Raw genomic sequence first — 22975 nt, 5'->3', positions numbered from 1 at the left:
GATCGCCGATGGACAGCTTACAGATGCTCAATCTGGCCTTGATCGGCGGCACCGCCGTGCTGCTGCTCGGCGCCCTGGCGCTGGCCGGCTATCTCTGGCAGGGCTGGCGCAGCGGCGACGCGGCGGGCGTCGAGCGGCAGGTGCGCTGGGTCGGGTGGGGCGGTTGGGCGCTGGCCTCGCTGAGCATTCTCAGCCTGCCGGTGAGTGCCTGGTGGCTGGCTCACCTGCAGCCCTGGCCGCTCAGCGCGCGCTGGCTGCTCGGCGGCGCGCTGCTGTACATCCCGGCGTTCTGCGCCTGGCTGCTGCTCGCCGGGCGCCTGCAGCGCCTGCGCCTGGCGGTGCAGGGCGGCTTCGGCGAAGCGGTGACCGCGCCGCTGCGCGCCACTCAGGTGCTGGCGGCGCTGACCCTGCTGCTGTTCGCCCTGCTGTGGCTGCTGGTGATCCTCAAGCCGCTCTGATCAGCGTAGCGAGATGACCGGCCAGCCGCGCCGTTCGGCTTCGGCACGCAGCTTGGGATCGGGGTCGACCGCGCAGGGCTGGGCGACCAGCTCGAGCAGCGGCAGGTCGTTCAGCGAGTCGCTGTAGAAGCACGCACCGTCCAGGCTCACATCGTTCTCCGCGAGCCAGCGGTTCAGACGGGTCACCTTGCCTTCACGGAAGCACGCCACATCGGTGGTGCGCCCGGTGTAGCGGCCGTCGGCCATCTCGCACTCGGTGGCGAGCAGGGTCTCGACGCCGAGCCGCGCGGCGATCGGCGCGGTGACGAAGCGATTGGTCGCGGTGATGATCAGGATGCGGTCACCGGCGGCGCGGTGCTCGGCGAGCAGCGCCTCGCCCTTGGCGAGGATCATCGGCTCGATGCAGTCGCGCATGAACTCGCGGTGCCACTGGTCCAGCTGGGCCATCTCGGTACGGCCGAGGATCTCCAGGCTGAAGTTCAGGTAGGCGGTGACATCCAGGGTGCCGGCCAGGTAGTCCTGGTAGAACTCGTCGTTGCGTGCCTTGTAGGCGTCGACGTCGAGGATGCCGCGTTGGCACAGGTAGTCGCCCCAGGCGTGGTCGCTGTCGCCGGCCAGGAGGGTGTTGTCGAGATCGAATAACGCCAGACGCACGGTATTTACTCACTGCAGAGACTGAAATCGGCGGTCAGGATACGGGCTTTTGCGCGGCCTGCCCACAAGCCGGGACGTCGCGTTGCCGCTGTCACGAGCTTTATGGAACAATGCCGCGACATGCGCTTGCGAGGTTGTCTGCCGTGATCGATTCCGATGGTTTCCGCCCCAATGTCGGCATCATTCTGACCAATGATGTCGGCCAGGTGCTGTGGGCGCGCCGAATCAATCAGGACGCCTGGCAGTTCCCCCAGGGTGGGATCAACCCCAACGAAACCCCGGAACAGGCCCTGTATCGCGAGCTCAACGAGGAAGTCGGGCTCGATCCGGAGGATGTCCAGGTGCTCGCCTGCACCCGTGGCTGGTTGCGTTACCGCCTGCCGCAGCGCCTGGTGCGCACGCACAGCCAGCCGCTGTGCATCGGCCAGAAGCAGAAGTGGTTCCTGCTGCGCCTGCGCTCCCATGACGAACGGGTGCGCATGGATCTCAGCCCCAAGCCGGAGTTCGACGGCTGGCGCTGGGTCAGTTACTGGTACCCGCTGGGCCAGGTGGTGACATTCAAGCGCGAGGTCTACCGTCGCGCCCTCAAGGAATTGGCGCCGCGCCTGCCGGTGCGCGACTGACGGAAGCCCCCATGCTCAACACGCTGCGCAAGATCGTCCAGGAAGTGAACGCCGCCAAGGATCTCAAGGCGGCGTTGACGATCATCGTGCAGCGGGTCAAGGAAGCCATGGGCAGCCAGGTCTGCTCGGTCTACCTGCTCGACCCGGAGACCAACCGCTTTGTGCTGATGGCCACCGAGGGCCTCAACAAGAAAGCCATCGGCAAGGTCAGCATGGCGCCCAGCGAAGGCCTGGTCGGCCTGGTCGGCAGCCGGGAAGAGCCACTCAACCTCGAACACGCCTCCGAACACCCGCGCTACCGCTACTTCGCCGAGACCGGTGAGGAGCGCTACGCCTCCTTCCTCGGCGCGCCGATCATCCACCACCGGCGGGTGATGGGCGTACTGGTGATCCAGCAGAAGGAGCGCCGCAAGTTCGACGAAGGCGAAGAAGCCTTCCTGGTCACCATGAGCGCGCAGCTCTCCGGAGTCATCGCCCACGCCGAGGCGACCGGCTCGATCCGCGGCCTCGGCCGTCAGGGCAAGGGCATCCAGGAAGCGCGCTTCGTCGGCGTCCCCGGTTCGCCCGGCGCCGCGGTCGGCACTGCGGTGGTGGTGCTGCCGCCGGCTGACCTGGAAGTGGTGCCGGACAAGCCGGTCAGCGACATCGACGCCGAACTCAAACTGTTCAACAACGCCCTCGAGGGCGTGCGCGCCGACATGCGCCAGCTGTCTGCCAAGCTGGCCACCCAGCTGCGCCCGGAAGAGCGCGCACTGTTCGACGTCTACCTGATGATGCTCGACGACGCCGCCCTCGGCAGCGAAGTGACCAAGGTGATCAAGACCGGCCAGTGGGCCCAGGGCGCGCTGCGCCAGGTGGTCAACGAGCACGTCAAACGCTTCGAGCTGATGGACGACGCCTACCTGCGCGAGCGCGCCTCCGACGTCAAGGACCTCGGCCGCCGCCTGCTCGCCTACCTGCAGGAAGAGCGCAAGCAGAACCTGGTGTACCAGGACAACACCATCCTGGTCAGCGAGGAGCTGTCGCCGTCGATGCTCGGCGAGGTGCCGGAAGGCAAGCTGGTCGGCCTGGTCTCGGTGCTCGGCTCGGGCAACTCGCACGTCGCCATCCTCGCACGCGCCATGGGCATTCCCACGGTGATGGGCGCGGTCGACCTGCCGTACTCCAAGGTCGACGGCATCGAGCTGATCGTCGACGGTTACCACGGCGAGGTGTTCACCAATCCCAGCGAGGTGCTGCGCAAGCAGTACGCCGAGGTGGTCGAGGAGGAACGCCAGCTGGCCCAGGGCCTGGATGCCCTGCGCGAACTGCCGTGCGAGACGCTCGACGGTCACCGCATGCCGCTGTGGGTCAACACCGGCCTGCTCGCCGACGTCAAGCGCGCCCAGGAGCGCGGCGCTGAGGGTGTCGGCCTGTACCGCACCGAAGTGCCGTTCATGATCAAGGAACGCTTCCCCAGCGAAAAGGAGCAGCTGGCGATCTACCGCGAGCAGCTCGCCGCCTTCCACCCGCTGCCGGTGACCATGCGCAGCCTGGATATCGGTGGTGACAAGGCGCTGTCCTACTTCCCGATCAAGGAAGACAACCCGTTCCTCGGCTGGCGCGGCATCCGCGTCACCCTCGACCACCCGGAAATCTTCCTGGTGCAGACCCGCGCGATGCTCAAGGCCAGCGAAGGCCTCGACAACCTGCGCATCCTGCTGCCGATGATCTCCGGCACCCACGAACTGGAAGAGGCGCTGCACCTGATCCACCGCGCCTGGGGCGAGGTGCGCGACGAAGGCACCGACGTGCCGATGCCGCCGGTCGGGGTGATGATCGAAGTGCCGGCGGCGGTCTATCAGGTGCGCGAGCTGGCGCGCCAGGTCGACTTCCTGTCGGTCGGCTCCAACGACCTGACCCAGTACCTGCTGGCGGTTGACCGCAACAACCCGCGTGTCGCCGACCTCTACGACTTCCTCCACCCGGCGGTGCTGCAGGCCCTGCGCCTGGTGGTCGACGGCGCGCACGCCGAAGGCAAGCCGGTGAGCATCTGCGGCGAGATGGCCGGCGACCCGGCCTCGGCGGTGCTGCTGATGGCGATGGGCTTCGACAGCCTGTCGATGAACGCCACCAACCTGCCCAAGGTCAAGTGGCTGCTGCGCCAGATCAGCCTGACCAAGGCCCGCGAGCTGCTCGCCCAGCTGATGACCATGGACAACCCGCAGGTCACCCACAGCACCCTGCAACTGGCGCTGCGCAACCTCGGTCTCGGCCGGGTGATCAACCCGGCGGCGACCATCCAGGTCTGAGCGGAGGCGGGCGATGCACCAGCAGCCTGCACCAAGCCTGACCCTCACCCATCTCGCCGACCTGCGCGTGTCGGCCGCCAGCGCGTTGGTCTGCGCCGACGAGCAGCTGTGGCTGGTCGCCGACGACGCCCTGGTCCTGCAGCGCTATCAGCTGAACGGCAATTACGCCGGTGAGCTGACCCTGCTGCCCGGCGCGCTGCCGGCCGATGCCGCGGCGCGCAAGGCGCGCAAACCGGACTTCGAGGCGCTCGCCCGCTTGCCGGACGGCGCCCTGCTGGCGCTCGGCTCCGGCTCCACCGTGCAGCGCCGGCGCGGCTGCCTGGTGCGCGGCGGCGAAGTGCAGGTGATCGACCTTGGCCCGCTGTACCGGCACCTGGAGCAGGCGTTCGCCGAACTGAACATCGAGGGCGCCGTGGTGCGCGGCGAACAGCTGCTGCTGGCCCAGCGCGGCAATGGGGCGGCGGCGCAGAACGCCCTGGTGCTGCTCGACCTGGCGCGGGTGCTCAGCGACCTGGCGGCCGGCCAGCTGAGCGCCGCCGCGGTGCAGCGGCTGATTGCCGTGCCGCTCGGCGAACTGGACGGCGTGCCGCTCGGCCTCACCGACCTGGCGCTGGATGCGCGGGGCCGCCTGTATTGCAGCGCGGCGGCCGAGGCCAGCGCGTCGACCTACCTCGACGGCGCCTGCAGCGGCAGCCTGCTGGCGCGCTTCGACGAGGAGTTCCAGCTGGTCTGGCAGGCGCGCCTGCAGCCGGCGGTGAAGATCGAGGGGCTGGCCTGCCACGCCGATGGCCACTGGCTGCTGGTCGCCGATGCCGACGACCCGCAGCGCCCGGCGTCGCTGTTCCGCCTGGCGGCAGACGCGCTCGGCTAAAGCTCGACACGCACCTCGCCGAGCTGCGCGCCGTAGGGCCCGAAGCTGCGCTCGACCAATACCTGATGACCATCGGCGTGACGGATCAGCGCAGTGCTGGCGCGCGTGCCGTAGTTCGGGCTGGCGATAAACAGGCTGGACAGCAGACGCTCGGTGGCCAGGCCGACGCCGGTCTCCGGCAGACTGCTGTCGCTTGCCGGTTCGGCGTCGCCGAGCAGCGCCAGCAGCGTCTCCGGGCTCGGCGCGGGCAGGCGCTCGGCGAGCGCCGCCTTGACCTTGCGCAGCTTCGGCCAGGGGGTGTCCAGTGCGGCGTTGGACAGCCCGTAGAGCCCCGCGGGGAGCAGTTGCGGCAGCGCCTCGCGGGCGTTCAGGTAGGCCAGTTCGGTGCGCGTGCCGACCAGCAGGTTGAAGCCGGAGTAGTGCCCGGCCTGGTCGGCGATCTGCTGCAGGTAGGCCAGCGGGCTCAGGCTGCCGCGCAGGAAGCCGGCGACCAGCTCGCCGCGCGAGCGACTGCCGAGCTTCTGCCCGGGATCGCGGATGTTGGTCAGCGCGGCGAAGCGTCCATCGCGGGTGACTCCCAGCCAGCTGCCGCCGGCTTCCAGGTCGCGGCCGGCGTACAGACCGGGGGCGTCCGGCCATTCGCCCAGCGGGCGACTGGGGCGGGCATAGAATTCGTCGCGGTTGGCGGCCAGGACCAGCGGCAGGGCGTGGTCGGGGCGCCAGGCGAAGGCGATCAGGCACATCGGGCAAGTTCCCAAAGGGGCAAAGCACTGAGCTTAAAGGCTCGGCCGGCTTTTCTGTAGGCGCGAATTGATTGGCGATGAGCCGCTACCGCGCCACAGCGGTCGCGGATGAATTCGCGCCTAGATGTTTCTGCAGGGGCAAGTGCCAGGGATGATCGACCACCTGCGGTGGAGGGGGTGGGGCGCATCCGTTACCATGCGCCCTTGGTCTTGGGGGGTAGTGATGGAATTCCTGCTGTATCTGTTGCTCGGTGCCGGCGCCGGGGTGCTGGCCGGGCTGTTCGGGGTCGGTGGCGGCATGATCATCGTGCCGGTGCTGGTGTTCAGCTTCACCGCGCATGGCTTCGATCCGCACATTCTCACCCACATGGCGGTCGGCACCTCGCTGGCCAGCATCATCTTCACCTCGCTCAACTCGATCCTCGAGCACCACCGCAAGGGCGCGGTGAACTGGACGGTGTTCGTCTGGATGGCGCTGGGCATCCTGGTCGGCGCCGGCCTCGGCTCGCTGACCGCGGAAGCGATCTCCGGGCCGGTGCTGCAGAAGATCATCGGCACCTTCGCCATCTGCATCGCCATCCAGATGGCCTTCGATCTACGCCCCAAGGCCAGCGGCGGCCTGCCCGGCAAGCCCGGCCTGAGCGCCGCCGGCGGCGTGGTCGGCTGGGCCTCGGCGATCTTCGGCATCGGCGGTGGTTCGCTGACCGTGCCGTTCCTGGTCTGGCGCGGGCAGAGCATGCAGCAGGCGGTAGCCACCTCGGCGGCCTGCGGGCTGCCGATCGCCATGATGGGCGCGGCCAGTTTCATGCTGATCGGCTGGCGCAGCCCGGGGCTGCCGGAGTGGAGCCTGGGCTTCGTCTACCTGCCGGCGCTGGTTGGCATCGCGGTCACCAGCATGCCGTTCGCCCGTGTCGGGGCGCGCCTGGCGCATCGCCTGCCGCAACGTATTCTCAAGCGCCTGTTCGCCCTGCTGCTGCTGTGCGTCGGCCTGAATTTCCTGCTCTGAAGGAGTGATTGATGCTGCCTTATCCGCAGATCGACCCGGTGGCGCTGGCCATCGGTCCGCTGAAGATCCACTGGTACGGCCTGATGTACCTGATCGGCATCGGCGGCGCCTGGCTGCTGGCCAGCCGCCGGCTGCACGCGTTCGACCCGAGCTGGAGCAAGGAGAAGCTCTCCGACCTGGTGTTCTGGGTGGCGATGGGGGTGATCCTCGGTGGCCGCCTCGGCTACGTGCTGTTCTATGACCTGTCCGCCTACCTGGCCAACCCGCTGCTGATCTTCGAGGTGTGGAAGGGCGGCATGTCGTTCCACGGCGGGCTGATCGGCGTGATGCTGGCCACCTTCTGGTTCGGCAAGCGCCACGGCAAGAGCTTCTTTGAGCTGATGGACTTTATCGCCCCTCTCGTCCCCATTGGCCTGGGGGCTGGCAGGATCGGCAACTTCATCAACGCCGAGCTGTGGGGCAAGGTCAGCGACGTGCCCTGGGCCATGGTGTTCCCCACCGGCGGCCCGCTGCCGCGCCACCCGTCGCAGCTCTATCAGTTCGCCCTGGAAGGCGTGGCACTCTTCCTGATCCTCTGGGCGTACTCGCGCAAGCCGCGGCCGACCATGGCGGTGTCGGGGATGTTCGCGCTGTTCTACGGGCTGTTCCGCTTCATCGTCGAATTCGTCCGCGTGCCGGACGCCCAGCTCGGTTACCTGGCCTTCGGCTGGCTGACCATGGGCCAGGTGCTGTGCCTGCCGATGATCCTCGGCGGCATCGCGCTGATCGTGATTGCCTACAAGCGCCAGACGGCGCCAGGAGTTGCCGGATGAAACAGTACCTCGACCTGATGCGCCTGGTGCGCGAGACCGGCACCTTCAAGAGTGACCGCACCGGCACCGGCACCTACTCGGTGTTCGGCCACCAGATGCGCTTCAACCTGGCCGACGGCTTCCCGCTGGTGACCACCAAGAAGTGCCACCTGCGCTCGATCATCGTCGAGCTGCTGTGGTTCCTGCAGGGCGACACCAACATCAAGTACCTCAAGGACCACGGCGTCAGCATCTGGGACGAGTGGGCCGATGACAACGGCGACCTCGGCCCGGTGTACGGCTACCAGTGGCGCAGCTGGCCGGCGCCGAACGGCGCGGCGATCGACCAGATCAGCAAGGTGGTCGAGATGATCAAGCAGAGCCCGGACTCGCGGCGCCTGATCGTCAGCGCCTGGAACCCCGCGCTGGTCGACGAGATGGCCCTGCCGCCGTGCCACGCGCTGTTCCAGTTCTACGTCGCCGACGGCAAGCTCTCCTGCCAGCTGTACCAGCGCTCGGCCGACATCTTCCTCGGCGTGCCCTTCAACATCGCCAGCTACGCGCTGCTGACCCTGATGGTCGCCCAGGTCTGCGGCCTGCAGCCTGGCGAGTTCATCTGGACCGGCGGCGACTGCCACCTGTACGCCAACCATATCGAGCAGACCGACCTGCAGCTGACCCGCGAGCCGCTGCCGCTGCCGACCATGCGGGTCAATCCCGAGGTCAAGGACCTGTTCGCCTTCAAGTTCGAGGACTTCGAGCTGCAGAACTACCAGGCGCACCCGCACATCAAGGCCCCGGTCGCGGTGTAACGCGATGCTGGCCGAGCTGAAGGCCTTCTACACCGTGGCCCGCCTGGGCAGCGTGACCCAGGCGGCGAAGAAGCTCGGCCTCAGCCAGCCGACGGTGACCACGCAGATCCGCCAGCTGGAGAGCCAGTACGGCGTCGAGTTGTTCTACCGCGGCGGCCGCGGCCTGAGCCTCAGCGAGGAGGGCGTGCGTCTGCTGCCGCTGGTCAAGGAGCTGCTACAGCGCGAGGCCGACATCGACTTCCACTTGCGCAACGCCGGCCAGTTGCAGGGCCGCCTGCGCATCGGCGCCACCGCGCCGTACTACGTGCTCGACCTGATCAAGCGCTTTCGCGAGGTGCATCCGCAGATCGTGGTGTCGGTGGAGATCGGCAACTCGCAGCAGGTCATCGAGGCGCTGGAAGACTACCGCGTCGACCTCGCCGCCTCCTCGCAGCCGCTCGACGATGCGCGCCTGACCCGCCTGCAACTGGGCCGCGATCCGCTGGTCCTCGCCGTGCACCGCGAGCACCCGCTGGCGGCCCTGCAGCGCGTGCCGCTGAGCGCGCTGAGTGGGCACTGCCTGCTGCTTCGCGAAGCCGGCTCGACCACCCGCCAGCTCAGCGAGGCGATGCTCGCCAACGCCGGCGTGCAGCCCGGCGCGCGCCTGGAGATCGGCAGCCGCGAGTCGATCCGCGAGGCGGTGCTGCGCAACATCGGCGTGAGCATCATCGCCCGCCACGAAGTGCCGGATCACCCGGCGCTGCGCGTCATCGAACTGGACGACGCGGCGGAGATCGGCGAATACCTGTACTGCCTCAAGGAGCGCCGCCAGGCGCGGCTGCCGGCGGCGTTCCTGGCGCTGGCGCGGCAGGCGACGGGCTAGCCATCTGGGCGCGCAAAAATCCCAATAGCCCTATCGTCAGCTTTTGCCTCGCTGCCACATAGTCTTCGCATTCGCTCCCTAGGATGACCTCGTTGCCCAACGCTGCACGAGGTTGTCCCCATGTCCGCTGCCGTTTCCGCCACGCACCTGCAGGTGCGCGATCTGCACAAGCGCTTCGGCGCCTTCGCCGCGCTCGACGGGGTCTCGCTGGACGTCGCCCAGGGCGAGCTGGTCTGCCTGCTCGGCCCCTCCGGCTGCGGCAAGACCACCCTGCTGCGCTGCATCGCCGGCCTCGAGCGGCAGGACGCCGGCCAGCTGTTCAGCGCCGGCCGCGACATCTCCGGCCTGCCGCCGCAGGCGCGTGACTACGGCATCCTGTTCCAGTCCTACGCGCTGTTTCCCAACCTTACCGTGGCGCAGAACATCGGCTATGGGCTGAGCAATCGCAGCCGCGACGAGCAGCGCGCGCGCATCGCCGAGATGCTCGAGCTGGTCGGCCTGAGTGGCAGCGAGGCGAAGTACCCCGGCCAGCTCTCCGGCGGCCAGCAGCAGCGCGTCGCCCTGGCCCGCGCGCTGGCCCCGGCGCCTTCGCTGCTGCTGCTCGACGAGCCGATGTCGGCGCTCGATGCGCGGGTTCGCGAGCACCTGTGCGGCGAACTGCGTGCGCTGCAGAAGCGCCTCGGCATCACCACCCTGATGGTCACCCACAACCAGGACGAGGCGATGCTGATGGCCGATCGCATCGCGGTGATCAACCACGGTCGCGTCGAGCAGTACGCCCGCGCCGAGGAAATCTACCGGCAGCCGGCCACGCCCTTCGTCGCCGAGTTCGTCGGCCAGGGCAACTGGCTGCCGTTCGAGCGTGACGGCGCCGGCCAGGCTTGCGTCGGCGGCCGGCCGGTGCAGCTCAGCGACCCGCGCGGCGGCATGCGCGGACGGCTGTTCTGCCGCCCCGAGGCGGTCAGCGTGAATCCCGCCGAGGCCAGCGATAACCGCTTCCGCGCCCAGGTGCGCGACATCACCTTCCTCGGCAACCGCTGCCGGATGAGCTTCGAGCTCAACCACCTGCCCGGCCATCCGCTGCTCGCCGAACTGGCCCCCGAGGACATGCCGCGGCTGCTCACCCCGGACATCTGGGTCGCCCTGCCACCGCGCAGCCTGCAGGTGTTCGCCTGATGAGCGTGCTGCTCGGCACGGCCACCCCGATGCTGGCCGCCGCGCCACGTCGCGACTGGGCCGACCGGCTGTTCGTCGGCGGCGGCAAGTGGCTGCTGCTGGTGCTGCTCTGCGGTGCGGTACTGCTGCCGCTGGCGGCGATCTTCTGGCGTGGCTTCAGCGGCGAGGCGGGCCAGGGCGGTGGGCTCGCCGCCGCCAGCGCACTGCTGGGCAGTGCCAACTTCCGCTGGCTGCTCGGCAACAGCCTGAGCACCGCACTGAGCGTCGCCGCCATCGTGGTGCCGCTGGCCTACGCCTTCGCCTACGCCCTGCAGCGCACGCTGATTCCAGCCAAGGGACTGTGGCGCGGCATCTCGCTGCTGCCGCTGCTGGCGCCGTCGATGCTGCCGGGCATCGCGCTGATCTACCTGTTCGGCAACCAGGGCGTGCTGCGCGGGCTGTTCGCCGACAACATCTACGGCTTCTGGGGCATCGTCCTCGGCCAGGCCATCTACACCTTCCCGCATGCGCTGATGGTGCTGCTCTCGGCGCTGGCGCTGGCCGACGCGCGGCTGTTCGACGCCGCGGCGAGCATGGGCGCCTCGCCGTGGAAGCGCTTTCGCAGCATCACCTGGCCGGCCACCCGGCAGGCGGTGTTCGCCGCCGGCTGCCTGGTGTTCACCCTGTGCATCACCGACTTCGGCGTGCCGGTGGTGGTCGGCGGCGACTATCAGGTGCTGGCGCTGGAGGCCTACAAGGCGGTGGTCGGTCAGCAGCAGTTCGGCCGCGGCGCGCAGATCGGCATGCTGCTGTTGCTGCCGGCACTGCTCAGCTTCGCGGTCGACAGCTGGCTGCGCCGCCGCCAACGCGACGCCATGAGCGGCCGCGCGCAGGTCTTCCATCCGGCGCCGGATCGCCGCCGCGACGCCGCCTACCTGCTCCTCGTCGGGCTGCTCTGCGGCGTGCTGCTGCTGGTGTTCGGCATGGCGATCTACTCCTCGCTGGTCAAGTTCTGGCCGTACAACCTCAGCCTGTCGCTCGACCACTACGCCTTCTCCGAGCTGCCCGGCGGCTGGCTGGCCTACCGCAACAGCGTGACCCTGGCGCTGTGCAGCGCGCTGTTCGGCAGCCTGCTGATCTTCGTCGGCGCCTACCTGATCGAGAAGACCCGCCAGGACTGGCTGACCCGCCTGTTGCGTCTGCTCGGCTTCGTGCCGATGGCGGTGCCCGGCTTGGTCCTCGGCCTCGGTTACGTGTTCTTCTTCAACCTGCCGGGCAACCCGCTGCACGGCCTCTACGGCAGCCTGGCCCTGCTGGTGGTGTGCACCGTCGCGCATTTCCTGACCACCGCGCAGATGACCGCGAGCAGCGCGCTGCGCCAGCTCGATGGCGAGTTCGAGGCCGCCGCGCTGTCGCTCAAGGTGCCACTTTGGCGCCACTTCTGGCGGGTCAGCCTGCCGCTGTGCCTGCCGGCGCTGCTGGACATCTGCCGCTACCTGTTCGTCTCGGCGATGACCACGGTGTCGGCGGTGATCTTCCTCTACAGCCCGGACAGCCTGCTCGCCGCGATCGCCGTGTTGAACATGGACGACGCCGGCAACGTCGGCGGCGCGGCCGCCATGTCCACCCTGATCCTGCTCACCTCGGCCGCCGTGTCGCTGCTCCTCGCCGGCGCCTCGCGCGGCGTGCTGCGCCGCGCCCAGGCCTGGCGCGCGGCCACCGATAGACCCTAAGGAGACTGCCATGCACTACCTCACGCCCACCTGCCTCAGCGCCGCGATCCTCGACTGGGCCGGCACCGTGGTCGATTTCGGTTCCTTCGCGCCGACCCACATCTTCGTCGAGGCGTTCGCCAGCTTCGACGTCGAGCTCAGCCTCGCCGAGGCGCGCGGGCCGATGGGCATGGGCAAGTGGGATCACATCCGCCACCTGTGCGACCAGCCGGCAGTCGCCGAGCGCTTCCAGCGCCGCTTCGGCCGGCTGCCCAGCGATGCCGACGTCACCGCGATCTACGAACGCTTCATGCCGTTGCAGCTGGAGAAGGTCGGCGCCCACTCGGCGCTGATCCCCGGCGCCCTCGAGGCGATCGCCGGGCTGCGCCAGCGCGGCCTGCAGATCGGCAGCTGCTCGGGCTATCCGAAGTCGGTGATGGACCGCGTGGTGGCGCTGGCCGCCGCCGACGGCTACCGCCCCGACCATGTGGTTGCCACCGACGAGGTGCCGCGTGGCCGGCCGAGCCCGGCGCAGGCACTGGCCAACGTCATCGCCCTGGGCGTCGCCGACGTCGCCGCCTGCGTCAAGGTCGACGACACCGAGCCGGGCATCCTCGAAGGCCGCAGCGCCGGGATGTGGACCGTGGCGCTGCGCTTCTCCGGCAACTTTCTCGGCCTCGACTGGACGCAGTACCAGGCGCTCTCGGCGGCGCAACGGGCCAGCGAACGCGAGCGCATCGACGCGCTGTTCGCCGCCAGCCGGCCGCACTACCTGATCGACACCATCGCCGAACTGCCGCTGGTGGTCGACGCGATCAACGCCCGCCTGGCGCGTGGCGAAACCCCGCAATCCGCCTGACCCCGTGCTTTGCCCCCTTCGACACAGGAGCCTCACCATGTTCAAACGCACCGCTGCCCTCGCCGCCGGCCTGCTCGCCGCCGGCGCCCTGCAGGCCCAGGCCAACACCGAACTGACCGTCTACACCGCGCTGGAGGTCGAGCAGCTCAAGCCCTACCAGGAGGCCTTCGAGCAGCAGCACCCGGACATCACCATCAAATGGGTGCGCGATTCCACCGGCATCGTCACCGCCAAGCTCCTCGCCGAGAAGGCGCGGCCGCAGGCCGACGTGGTCTGGGGCTTGGCCGGCTCGAGCCTGGCGGTGCTCAAGCAGCAGGACATGCTCGAGCCCTACGCGCCGGCCAACCTCGCGCAGATCGGCGCGCACTACCGCGACAGCGCCAACCCGCCGGCCTGGGTCGGCATGGACGTGTGGGCGGCGACCATCTGCTTCAACACCGTGGAAGCCGAGAAGCAGGGGCTGAGCAAGCCGCACAGCTGGGAAGACCTGACCAAGCCGGAGTACAAGGGCAAGGTGGTGATGCCCAACCCGGCCTCCTCGGGCACCGGCTACCTCGACGTCAGCGCCTGGCTGCAGACCTTCGGCGAGGCGCAGGGCTGGGCCTACATGGACCAGCTGCACGAGAACATCGGCCAGTACACCCACTCCGGCTCCAAGCCGTGCAAGCTGGCCGCCGCCGGTGAATTCCCGATCGGCATCTCCTTCGAGTACCCGGCCGTGCAGCTCAAGCGCAAGGGCGCGCCGCTGGACATCGTGCTGCCCAAGGAAGGCCTGGGCTGGGAGATCGAGGCGACCGGCATCGTCAAGGGCACCAGCAAGCTGGAAGCGGCGAAGAAGCTCGCCGACTTCGCCGCCAGCCGCGCGGCCATGGACCTGTACAAGGCCAACTTCGCCGTGCTCGCCCAGCCGGGCATCGCCGAGCGCTTCCAGGAACTGCCGGCCGACTACGAGCAGCGCCTGATCAAGAACGACTTCGCCTGGGCCTCGAGCAACCGCGACAAGATCCTCGCCGAGTGGCGCAAGCGCTACGACGGCAAGTCCGAACCGGTCAGCCAGTAAGCGGCGTTTTGCTGCGAGGGGCGCGCCCCTCGCCACCACCAGGAGTTTCCCCATGCACCACTACGACTGTGACCTGCTCGTCGTCGGCGCCGGCATGCTCGGCCTCGCCCATGCCTGGGCGGCGGCCAAACGCGGCCTGCGCGTCAAGGTCTGCGAACGCAGCCACACCCCGCTCGGCGCCTCGGTGCGCAACTTTGGCCAGGCGCTGGTCACTGGCCAGGCACCCGGCCCGATGCTCGACCTGGCACGCCAGGCCCACGGCCTGTGGGGCGAACTCGGCGCGGCCGCCGGGCTGGCCCTGAAGCAGCAAGGCTCGCTGCTGTTCGCCCGCAGCGAGGCCGAAGAAGCGCTGCTCGAGGCGTTCTGCGCCGGCCGCGCGCGCGAGCTCGACTACCGCGTCGAGCTGCTCCGCGGCGCGCGGCTGAACCAGCTGTACGACGGGCGCTTCGAGCACCACCGCGCGGCGCTGCACGGCCTCGACGACCAGCAGCTGTACTCGCGCGAGGCGCTGCCGCAGATCATCGCCTACCTGGCCCGCGAGCTGGGCGTCGACTTCCACTTCTCGACCCTGGTGCGCGACGTGGAAACCGGCTGGGCGCACACCACCGCCGGGCGTTTCAGCGCGCGGCAGATCCTGGTCTGCTCCGGCCACGACTACCAGACCCTGCTGGCCGAACCGCTGGCCGCGCTGCAGCCGCAGGTCTGCCGCCTGCAGATGCTGCGTGCGCGCCTCAAGCGCCCGCTCGACCTGCAGCACGCGCTGCTCACCGGGCTCAGCTGCGTGCACTACGGGGCGTTCGCCGACCTGCCGGAATCGGCGGCGATCCGCGCGCAGATCCGCCGCGAACAGCCGGCCCTGGAAGCCCACGGCATTCACCTGCTGATCAGCCCGACGCCGTATGGCGAGCTGATCATCGGCGACTCGCACGACTACGGCAGCGACGCCAGCCCGTTCAACGCCGAGGCGGTCGACCGCCTCTTGCTCGAGCTGGCCGAGCACACCCTGGGTGGCGAACTGGAGGTGCTGGAGCGCTGGCAGGGCGTCTACGGCGCACGCGGCCCGGCGCCGTTCAGCGTGCTCAAGGTGAGCGACGGGGTCACTGCGGTGCTGATGCACACCGGCCTCGGCATGAGCGTCGGCCTGGCGCTCGGCGAACGCACCGTCGCCGCGCTGCTCGGCGACGGCGAATGGCCGCGGGCGCTGGCCGCGTGAGTCCGCAGCAGGCGGTCGCCGAGCTGTTCGCCCTGTGCGCGACGCAGGGCGACGGTGACTACTTCGGCGAACCGCTCAGCCAGCTGGCGCACATGCACCAGGCCGCCGAGCTGGCCGCCGCCGAGGGTGCCGACGAGGAACTGGTGCTGGCCGCGTTCTGCCACGACCTCGGGCACTTCTGCGCGCCGCTGACCGCGCACAACAGCATGGCCGGCCTCGGCCGCCGCGGCCACGAGCGGGTCGGCGCGCAGTGGCTGCTCGACCGCGGTTTCTCCGCGCGGCTGGCCGGGCTGGTGGCGCGGCATGTCGACGCCAAGCGCTACCTGTGCTGGCGCAACCCGTCGTACCTGGCGGGCCTCAGCCCGGCCAGCTGGCAGACCCTCGACTGGCAGGGCGGGCCGATGGATGACCGCGAAGCCGCCGCCTTCGCGACCGACCCGCTGTTCGCCGACAGCCTGCGCCTGCGCCGCTGGGATGAGGCCGCCAAGGTGTCCGGCGGCGCACCGGTCGACCTCGGCAGGTGGCAGGCGCTGGCCTTGCGGGTGCGTGGCGCCGGCTAGGCGCGGCTCGGGTCGCGGTCATGGACCGCTCCTACGGCGCCGGCCGATGGCCGCGCTCGCGGTTGCTGTAGGAGCGAATTCATTCGCGATGCCGGCAGCTCCGATCGCGAATGAATTCGCTCCTACCGTCCAGCGGCTTGCTTAGCCGGCCAGGCGCTCGGCGAGGAAGTCGATCAGCACGCGCAGCTTCGGCGGCAGGTGGCGGGTCGGCTGGTAGAGCAGCCAGGCGGTGCCCTGGTAGGAACCGGTGTAGCGCCAGTCGCGCAGCACCTCGAGCAGCGCGCCGCTGGCCAGCGCCTCGGCGGCGGTGAAGTGCGGCAGGCAGGCGATGCCCAGGTCGCGCAGCGCGCCGTTCAGGCGCACCTCGCTGTGGTTGCTGGCCAGCCGGCCGTGCACCGCCACCACGCACTGCTGTTTGCCGTCGCTGAAGTGCCAGCGCTGGTCGTCGACCACCTCGTCGAGGTACAGGCAGGCGTGGCGCACCAGTTCTTGCGGATGCTGCGGCGTGCCGTGCGCGGCCAGGTAGGCCGGGCTGGCGCACAGCAACTGGCGCACCTCGCACAGCGGCCGGCCGGCGAGCCCCGCTGGCGGCTGGTCGGTGATGCACACCAGCAGGTCGAACTGCTCGGCGATCAGGTCGGGGCGCCGGTCGCTGAGGTTGAGGCTGACGTCGACCTCCGGGTAGCGGGCGAGGAACTCGGCGAGCAGCGGGCTGATCAGGAACTTGCCGAACGCCTTGGGCACCGACAGGCGCACCTGGCCGCGCGGATGGCTCATCAGCCGCTCGCCGACCGCCACCGCCGCCTGCGCCGCGGCGAGCATCTCGCGGCAGCGCTCGAACACCTCGGCACCCGCGGCGCTCAGGCGCAGGCGCCGGGTGGTGCGCTCCAGCAGGCGCAGGCCAAGCGCCTGCTCCAGCGCGGCGATCTGTCGGCTCACCGCCGAGGCGGTGCTGCCCTGCTGGCGCGCGGCGGCGGAGAAGCTGCCGCACTCGACCACGCGGACCAGCTGGGCCATGTGCGGCAGCAGGCTGGCGGGAAGATTCGTGCTCATGGCGAACAAGTCCTGTGCGAAGTGACTGGATTATCACGATCAGCGCGGCAATGGACAATCCATGCCGTCCTTGTCCGTGCCGGAGCCCGCCATGACCACCCTGACCCAGACCACCCGCCTGCGCCTGCTGCAGGGCAGCGATCTGCTGCTGCTCGGCGTCGCGCTGATCTGGGGCACCAGCTACGGGGTGGCCAAGCAGGCGCTGGTCTTCTACCCGGTGCTCGGCTTCCTCGCTGTGCGCTTCTGCCTGACCTTTCTGATCCTCCTCCCGCAGCTGCGCGGCGCCGGGCGCCGCGCCTGGGCGCCCGGCCTGCCGCTGGGCGGCGTGCTGCTGGCGATCTTCCTCGCCGAGACCTACGGCGTGCAGCTGACCACGGCGAGCAACGCCGCCTTCCTGATCAGCCTGTGCGTGGTGCTCACCCCGTTCGTCGAATGGCTGCTGCTCGGCCAGCGCCCGGAGCGCCGCGTGCTGCCGGCGGTGGCGCTGTCGCTGCTCGGCACCTGGCTGCTCAGCGGCGGGGTGAACCTGGCTTTCAACCTCGGCGACGGCCTGATGCTGCTTGCCGCGCTGCTGCGCGCGCTGCTGGTGTGCCTGACCCGCCGGCTGACCGCGGCCAGCGAGGTGCCGGCGCTGGCGCTGACTGCGGTGCAGACCGGGGTGGTCGGCGGCGGCTGCCTGCTGCTCGGCTTCACCCTGCTGCCCGGCGGCCTGCCGCCGCTGCCGCAGGCGCCGGCGTTCTGGATCGGCAGCCTGTACCTGGTGCTGTTCGCCACGCTGCTGGCCTTCTATGTGCAGAACCACGCGCTGCGCCGCAGCAGCCCGACCCGTGTGGCGCTGCTCATGGGCAGCGAGCCGCTGTTCGGTGCGCTGTTCGCGGTGCTCTGGCTGAGCGAGCAGTTGAGTGCGCAGGCCTGGCTGGGCGGCCTGCTGATCGTCGCGGCGACGCTGTGGACCGGGCTGTTGCGCCGCCAGTGACGGTGGCGGGCGAGCGTCGCGCGGCGCCCATGGCGGCCATGGGCCGCGAGAACTGCCTCAGCCCGAACGAAGCGGCAACAGCCTGGCGCGCCGTTAGGCCTGCGCCAGGCTGTCGGCGAGCTGCGCCACCTGCGCCTGGCGTTCGGCCTGGCCGAGCTTGGCGGCCGGGTTGAGCGCCGACCACTCAGGGTGCGCGCGGGCTTTCTTCAGCGCCTCGGGCAGCTGGCCGTCGCGCCACGCCTGGTCGTGCGGCGCGCTCAGCTGGATCGCCGTGGTCGCCGCGTGGCCGCGGCTCTCCAGGGCGCCGAGCAGCTGGCGCTGGCGTAGCGCGAGCAGGCGCAGCACGGCGTCGTCGATGGTCAGTTCGCGCTGCCCCTTGAGCTTGCCGAGCAGCCGTCCGCCGTAGTTGCGCGCGGTCTGCAGGCCGCCGCCGGCCAGCGCGCCGAGCAATGCCGCGGCGCCCAAGGTCACCCCGCCGACCAGCAGGTCGATGCCGGCGCCGGCCGCTGCGCCGGCCGCCATGCCGCCGCCGAGGCTGACGCCGAGCTGCTTGAGGGTTTCCGGGTTGAACAGGTCGTCGCCCCAACGGCCGTCGGCGAGCGGCAGGTCGCCGGCGCGCGCGTCGTCCTTGCGAAACGCATAGAGGCGCAGCAGCGCTTCGACGCACTGCTGTTCGCGCTGGCGGATCGCCTGGTGCAGCTCGCGCACCGCCGACTGCTCGCGACCCGCCTCGGCCGCCACGCTGCGCCGGCACGCCGCGGCATCCAGCAGCAGTTCGGCGATCAGCCGCGCGCCGGCCTGGCGGCGTGCCGTGACCTGCGCCTCGTGGTCGGCGATCAGCCGTTCCAGGCGCGGCCGCGCCGGCTCGATCAGCAGCGCCAGGCTCTCGTACAGGCGCCGCTCGCCGTCCAGCGGCGGCGCCACGGTATCGAAGCGCACCAGCGCGTGCAGGCCCAGGCGGGCCAGCGCCTCGCGCCACTCGCCCTCGCGCTGCTGCGGTGCGGCGCTGAAGTTGAGCACTGGAAGCAGCGGCTTGCCGCAGCCGGCGAGCACTGCCAGTTCGTCGCGGTACTTGGCCAGCACCGGCTCGCGGGCGTCGATCACGTACAGTCCGGCATCGCAGGCGAGCAACTGGCGCAGTACCTTGGCCTCCTGCTCGTAGCGCTGGCGCGCCTCGGCGCCGTCGAGAAATCGACTAAGCCGCGCCGGTCCGTCGAGGCGCTCGCCGGGGCGTTCGAGGCGCTCCAGGTAGTCAAGCAGGGCGATCGCGTCTTCCAGACCGGGGGTGTCGTACAGCTCGAGCAGCGCCTCGCCGTCCACCGACAGCCGCGCGCCCTCGACGTGGCGGGTGGTGCTCGGCCGGTGCGAGACCTCGCCGAAGCCGACGTCGCGGGTCAGGGTGCGCAGCAGCGAGGTCTTGCCGACGTTGGTGTGGCCGACCACGGCGAGTTTCAGCGGCTGGGTCATGGGCGCGGCTCCACCGGGATTGGTGCGGCGGGGGAGGTTCGGTCCCTCACCCCAGCCCTCTCCCGGAGGGAGAGGGAGGTAAAGGCACGCGGCCAAGGGATGGCGCGGAGCAGTTCCCTCTCCCCTTGGGAGAGGGCTAGGGTGAGGGACGGTCTCTCAATCATGCCCACTCTCCAACCACGCCAGCGGCGAGCTGTCGCTCCACGCCAGACCGAGCTTCTCTAGAGCCGAGTGCCAGTCGCCCAGGCGTTCGCTGTCGAGCGCCTCGCCGGGCGGCGGGGTGAGCAGCCAGACCCGCGTGTGCGCGGCGCTGCGCGCCAGTTCGCCGAGCAGCGCCAGGGTGCCGCGGTCCGGCGAGCGGCGCGGGTCGCAGGCGATCACCAGGCGTTCGGCGGGGAACCGCGCGAGCTGCTCGAGCAGGCGCTGGCGCTGTTCGCGGCTGTCGACCACCCCGGCGTCGGCGACCCCCGCGGGCAGCGCCGGCGGCCAGGCGCGCTGCGGGTCGAGTTCGACCGCCACCAGCAGTGCGCCGGCGCTGGGCGCCAGGGTGCCGGCGGCCGGCGCGCCGGCCGGCAGGTCGGGGGCCGGGTCAAGTACGCCGAGGCGTTCGCTGGACGGCAGCAGGCGCTCGCGCAGCAGGCTGTAGCCGGGCAGGCCGAAGTCGAGGCGCAGGCGTTGCTGACCGCGCCACCAGCGCCAGGCGCACAGCGCGGCGAGCAGCAGGCGCGGCAGCAGGCCGTAGACCAGCAGCACGCCGAGCAACCAGCTCGACCAGGCCTGGCGCGCGCCGGCCTCGCCCAGCACCGCGTCGCCGCTGGCGCGGATCAGCGCCGGTTCCGGCACGGCGAAGCCGAGTAGCGCCGGCAGTGCGCCGAGCGCTTGGGTGAGGGCGACGAACACTTGATCGCCGAGGATGGTGGTCTCCCAGACGAAGCCGTAGCGGCGCGTGGCGAGCAGCGCCAGCAGCACCAGCAGCGCGCTGCCCAGCACCAGCAGCCACAGGCCGTGCACCAGGCTGCCGAGCGCCCAGCGCGCCAGGCGCTCGCGCTGCAAGGTGAGCAGCAGCGCCGGGGCCAACTGGGCGACCTGCGCGTCGCGCGCCAGCTTGCCGCTCAGCCACAGCCACAGGCGGCCGAGCAGCGCGCCGCTGTCGCCGAGCAGCACGAAGCTCAGCGCCCAGCCAAGCAGGGTCAGCAGGTGCAGGCCGAGCAGGCTGCCCAGCGCCCAGAACACATTGACCGGCCGCTGTCCGTCGCCGAGCGCGGCGACCGCCAGCCCGGCGCCGCTGAGCAGAGCCAGCACCGCGAGCAGCAGCAGCGCCAGGCGCGCGCCCTGGCGCCAGTGCTGCAGGCCGGCGAGCTGGCCGTCGCGTTCGGCGAGCAGCAGTGCGCGGCGCTCGAGGCGCTGGCGGAAGTCGCCGCCGTCGGCGATCACCCGGCGATTGACCTCGGCGTCGTCGAGCGGCCCGCTCTGGTCTTCGCGCAGGCGGATGGTTTCGCACAGCCAGAGGCGGTCGAGCGGGGAAAGGTGCACAGCGCTCACGAGGTCTCCGCGGGTCTAGGTCGGGCCTTGAGCATAGCCGCTACGGTTTCCCGGTAACACCGCGGCGCCAGCGCCAAACCAAGGGAAGGGCGCGCCGCGGGGGGCGTGGCGCTAGGGTGGCGGGCATAACAACAAGAGGATTTGCCCATGCGCTACTGCCTGGCGTTGCTCCTGGCGCTGCTCGGCGCCCTGGCCGCGGCCGCCGAAAATCCGCCGCCGCGCGCCTCCGACTGGGGCCAGCCGGCGGTCGACCTGATGGCTGCGGTGCCGCCGCGCCAACTCGACAGCACGGTCGGTCCGCGCGACTCGGGCTCGGCCACCTCGCGGCTGTGGATCGCCAACACCGACTTCCGCCTGCACGACGACATCGGCTTCTTCATCCGCCAGATGCTCATCGAGATGCGCCCGCTGAGCGCCGGCACGCCGCTGCTGCTCGACGACCCGACGGCGATGGAGGCGCGCATCGAGGCCGGCGACATCTTCGTCGCCGACGCCACCCTGGCCACCCTGCTCAACCAGGACCTGCGCCGCGCCGCCGCGCCGGTGCGCAACCTGCGCCTGAGCACCCGCCACGACGGCCAGGAAGTCAGCGGCGAGCTGCTGCGCAAGGGGCGCTGGCGGCCGTTGCGGATGCTCACCGGGATCGAGCTGGCCGGGCCGCTGAAGGTCGCCCTGGTGCCGCGGCAGATTTTCGTCGACGGCGTCGACGTCACCCCGTCGCTCTCCGCCGCGTCGATCGACATGAGCGAGGTGCTCAGCCTGCAGACCCGGCACATGCAGCTGACCGGCAACCGCATCCTGGTCGACCTCGACGGGCTGTTCCCGCCACCACGCCTGGATTTCGCGGTGCGCAGCCTGCGCCTGGCCGACGGTGGCATGGACCTGCAACTGGGTGGCGAGCTGAGCGCGCTGCAATGGCCTTCGCTACGCGCGCCGGACAGCTACATGTTCATCGAGGGCGGCGACATCAAGATGGCGCGCACCGTGCTGGTCAAGGCCTACGCGCTGTTCACCAGCCTCAGTCCGCGCGAGCCGCTGCTGTTCAACCTCTACGACTATCGGCGCCAGTTGCAGTACGGCGAAATCCGCCTGCGCGAGGACGGCATGGTGCACATCGCGGTGTCGCCGGTGAAGGCGCCGGCACCCCAGGAGGCCGCGCTATGAAACGACTGATCAGCCTGGCGCTGGGCGCCCTCGGCCTGCTCGGCGGGCTGGCCCAGGCTGACGGCGCGCTGGAGCGCCAGCAACGCGAACTGGCCCTGCTGCGCCACGGCTGGTTCCAGCAGAGCCCGCCGGCGCCCGGCCATGCGGCGCAGCGGCCGGCCGGGGTGCGCGACTCCGGGCAGGACGGCGTCGGCCTGTTGCTGCACAACGTCGACATGTATTTCCAGGGCGGCATCGGCTTCCACGCGCCGCAACTCAAGGGCTGGCTGGTGCCGCTCGAGGCCGGCGCACCGATCGACTTCGACCACCCCGAGGCGATGCGCATCGAGGTAGTCGAGGGCGAGGTGATCCTCAGCCCGCAGCAGCTCGCCAACCTGTTCAACCAGCACATCCTCGCCTACCCGCAGAGCATGCTGCGCGACTTCGCCATGCACAGCGCCGGCGGGCGTCTGCAGGTGAGCGGCGAGGTGCGTCCGCTGGGCGTCGGCCCGTGGCTGCCGTTGCGTCTGGACGGCGCGGTAAGCCTCGACGCGCAGGCCGGGCTGATCGACTACCAGCCGGATCAGCTCAAGGTGCTCGGCGTGCCGAGCTATGGCGCGATGAGCCTGGTCGGACTGCAACTGGCCACCCTGGTCGAGTTGCAGCGCCCCGGCGCGACGCTGGACGGCAATCGCATGCGCCTGGATTACCGTAAGGTGTTCCCGCTGCTCGGCATCGACGGCCAGGTCGACGCCAGCTGGCTCGACGAGCAGGGCCTGCACCTGCGCTTCGCCCCGCCGCCGGGCAGCGCGCCGATGCGCTTCAGCCCGCCGGCGCAGGCCGGGCAGTCGTACATCCGGCTGCAATCCGGCGACCTGAAGATCTTCGAGATCCTTATCACCTACGCCCAGGTGTTGCTCAAGGCGCAGGCCGCCGACACGCCGCTGACCTTCAGCCTGCGCGATTACCGCAAGGTGCTGGCCACCGGGCTGACCCAGGTGAACGAGGACGGCACCTTCTTCATGAGCGTGCCGCCCTATGCGGTGGCGTCGCCACCGTTGTGACGCAGCGGCCGGCGCGGCTGGTATGCTGCGCCGGTCCCGTTTTTTTCGACTTTCTGGAGC

22 protein-coding genes are annotated in these 22975 nt (G+C 70.3%); 17 read left to right on the top strand and 5 right to left on the bottom strand.

The window, feature by feature from the left end; translation table 11 throughout:
* Positions 1-8 precede the first annotated feature (8 nt).
* On the top strand, positions 9-458 hold the full coding sequence (locus JQX08_RS17115; protein WP_205349622.1) for a DUF2269 family protein: 450 nt from the start codon (positions 9-11) through the stop codon (positions 456-458).
* Here the strand turns inward: JQX08_RS17115 and JQX08_RS17110 are convergent, their stop codons facing one another.
* Positions 459-1112, bottom strand: a complete 654-nt coding sequence (locus tag JQX08_RS17110; RefSeq protein ID WP_205349621.1) for a histidinol-phosphatase — start codon at positions 1110-1112, stop codon at positions 459-461.
* Positions 1113-1255: 143 nt separating this feature from the next.
* Here JQX08_RS17110 and JQX08_RS17105 point away from each other — a divergent pair, with 143 nt between their 5' ends.
* From JQX08_RS17105 to JQX08_RS17095, 3 genes are read left to right on the top strand one after another with little or no spacing between them, the layout of a single operon-like run.
* A complete protein-coding gene (locus JQX08_RS17105) occupies positions 1256-1735 on the top strand; it encodes an RNA pyrophosphohydrolase (protein WP_205349620.1) in 480 nt (159 codons plus the stop codon).
* A gap of 11 nt (positions 1736-1746) precedes the next feature.
* A complete protein-coding gene (gene ptsP / locus JQX08_RS17100) occupies positions 1747-4026 on the top strand; it encodes a phosphoenolpyruvate--protein phosphotransferase (protein WP_205349619.1) in 2280 nt (759 codons plus the stop codon).
* A gap of 13 nt (positions 4027-4039) precedes the next feature.
* Complete coding sequence (locus tag JQX08_RS17095; RefSeq protein ID WP_205349618.1) at positions 4040-4897, top strand: DUF6929 family protein; 858 nt, start codon at positions 4040-4042, stop codon at positions 4895-4897.
* Here the strand turns inward: JQX08_RS17095 and JQX08_RS17090 are convergent.
* On the bottom strand, positions 4894-5640 hold the full coding sequence (locus JQX08_RS17090) for an NRDE family protein (RefSeq protein WP_205349617.1): 747 nt from the start codon (positions 5638-5640) through the stop codon (positions 4894-4896). The two genes, JQX08_RS17095 and JQX08_RS17090, sit on opposite strands and share 4 nt — an antisense overlap.
* A 223-nt stretch (positions 5641-5863) precedes the next feature.
* Here JQX08_RS17090 and JQX08_RS17085 point away from each other — a divergent pair, with 223 nt between their 5' ends.
* From JQX08_RS17085 to JQX08_RS17040, 10 genes are all read left to right on the top strand, one after another.
* Entirely contained in the window at positions 5864-6646 is a 783-nt protein-coding gene (locus JQX08_RS17085; protein WP_205349616.1) for a sulfite exporter TauE/SafE family protein, read from the top strand.
* 11 nt (positions 6647-6657) lie between these two features.
* Positions 6658-7458 carry a prolipoprotein diacylglyceryl transferase gene (gene lgt / locus JQX08_RS17080; RefSeq protein ID WP_205349615.1) on the top strand — a complete coding sequence of 267 codons (801 nt, stop codon included), beginning with the start codon at positions 6658-6660 and terminating at the stop codon, positions 7456-7458.
* Positions 7455-8249: a thymidylate synthase gene (locus JQX08_RS17075; RefSeq protein WP_205349614.1), complete on the top strand. Its 795-nt coding sequence runs from the start codon at positions 7455-7457 to the stop codon at positions 8247-8249. Before lgt ends, JQX08_RS17075 begins: the two co-directional genes overlap by 4 nt.
* A 4-nt stretch (positions 8250-8253) precedes the next feature.
* Positions 8254-9111, top strand: a complete 858-nt coding sequence (locus JQX08_RS17070) for a LysR substrate-binding domain-containing protein (RefSeq protein ID WP_205349613.1) — start codon at positions 8254-8256, stop codon at positions 9109-9111.
* A gap of 120 nt (positions 9112-9231) precedes the next feature.
* Positions 9232-10287 carry a putative 2-aminoethylphosphonate ABC transporter ATP-binding protein gene (locus JQX08_RS17065; protein WP_205349612.1) on the top strand — a complete coding sequence of 352 codons (1056 nt, stop codon included), beginning with the start codon at positions 9232-9234 and terminating at the stop codon, positions 10285-10287.
* Positions 10287-11999, top strand: coding sequence for a putative 2-aminoethylphosphonate ABC transporter permease subunit (locus JQX08_RS17060; RefSeq protein ID WP_430472545.1), 1713 nt, complete (start codon positions 10287-10289; stop codon positions 11997-11999). Before JQX08_RS17065 ends, JQX08_RS17060 begins: the two co-directional genes overlap by 1 nt.
* Positions 12000-12009: 10 nt before the next feature.
* Positions 12010-12837 (top strand): phosphonoacetaldehyde hydrolase, encoded by an 828-nt coding sequence (phnX, locus tag JQX08_RS17055; RefSeq protein ID WP_205349611.1) that lies wholly within the window; start codon positions 12010-12012, stop codon positions 12835-12837.
* Positions 12838-12874: 37 nt separating this feature from the next.
* Positions 12875-13897, top strand: coding sequence for a putative 2-aminoethylphosphonate ABC transporter substrate-binding protein (locus JQX08_RS17050; RefSeq protein WP_205349610.1), 1023 nt, complete (start codon positions 12875-12877; stop codon positions 13895-13897).
* 52 nt (positions 13898-13949) lie between these two features.
* Entirely contained in the window at positions 13950-15110 is a 1161-nt protein-coding gene (locus tag JQX08_RS17045; protein ID WP_205349609.1) for a TIGR03364 family FAD-dependent oxidoreductase, read from the top strand.
* Positions 15107-15670, top strand: coding sequence for an HD domain-containing protein (locus tag JQX08_RS17040; protein WP_205349608.1), 564 nt, complete (start codon positions 15107-15109; stop codon positions 15668-15670). The genes JQX08_RS17045 and JQX08_RS17040 overlap by 4 nt, the downstream gene beginning before the upstream one ends.
* A 141-nt stretch (positions 15671-15811) precedes the next feature.
* Here the strand turns inward: JQX08_RS17040 and JQX08_RS17035 are convergent, their stop codons facing one another.
* Positions 15812-16723, bottom strand: a complete 912-nt coding sequence (locus JQX08_RS17035; protein WP_205349607.1) for a LysR family transcriptional regulator — start codon at positions 16721-16723, stop codon at positions 15812-15814.
* Positions 16724-16814: 91 nt separating this feature from the next.
* Here JQX08_RS17035 and JQX08_RS17030 point away from each other — a divergent pair, with 91 nt between their 5' ends.
* The gene (locus JQX08_RS17030) at positions 16815-17699 is read left to right on the top strand and encodes a DMT family transporter (RefSeq protein ID WP_205349606.1); all 885 of its coding nucleotides are present in this window, start codon (positions 16815-16817) and stop codon (positions 17697-17699) included.
* A 93-nt stretch (positions 17700-17792) separates the two neighbouring features.
* Here JQX08_RS17030 and JQX08_RS17025 read toward each other — a convergent pair whose 3' ends face one another.
* Both JQX08_RS17025 and JQX08_RS17020 read right to left on the bottom strand, forming a co-directional pair.
* A complete protein-coding gene (locus tag JQX08_RS17025) occupies positions 17793-19166 on the bottom strand; it encodes a GTPase/DUF3482 domain-containing protein (RefSeq protein ID WP_205349605.1) in 1374 nt (457 codons plus the stop codon).
* 156 nt (positions 19167-19322) lie between these two features.
* Positions 19323-20708 (bottom strand): DUF2868 domain-containing protein, encoded by a 1386-nt coding sequence (locus tag JQX08_RS17020; RefSeq protein WP_346727602.1) that lies wholly within the window; start codon positions 20706-20708, stop codon positions 19323-19325.
* Between the two features lie 147 nt (positions 20709-20855).
* Between JQX08_RS17020 and JQX08_RS17015 the strand changes: the two genes are divergently transcribed.
* Together JQX08_RS17015 and JQX08_RS17010 are read left to right on the top strand one after the other, a co-directional pair.
* A complete protein-coding gene (locus JQX08_RS17015; protein WP_205349604.1) occupies positions 20856-21872 on the top strand; it encodes a hypothetical protein in 1017 nt (338 codons plus the stop codon).
* Positions 21869-22915, top strand: a complete 1047-nt coding sequence (locus JQX08_RS17010; RefSeq protein ID WP_205349603.1) for a hypothetical protein — start codon at positions 21869-21871, stop codon at positions 22913-22915. Before JQX08_RS17015 ends, JQX08_RS17010 begins: the two co-directional genes overlap by 4 nt.
* The last annotated feature ends 60 nt before the right edge of the window (positions 22916-22975 follow it).

This window comes from Zestomonas insulae (genome assembly GCF_016901015.1).
In the GTDB taxonomy this organism is placed as follows: Bacteria; Pseudomonadota; Gammaproteobacteria; order Pseudomonadales; family Pseudomonadaceae; genus Aquipseudomonas; species Aquipseudomonas insulae.
Note: the sequence above shows the minus strand (reverse complement) of the source record. Positions and strands in the feature narration are given on the sequence as shown.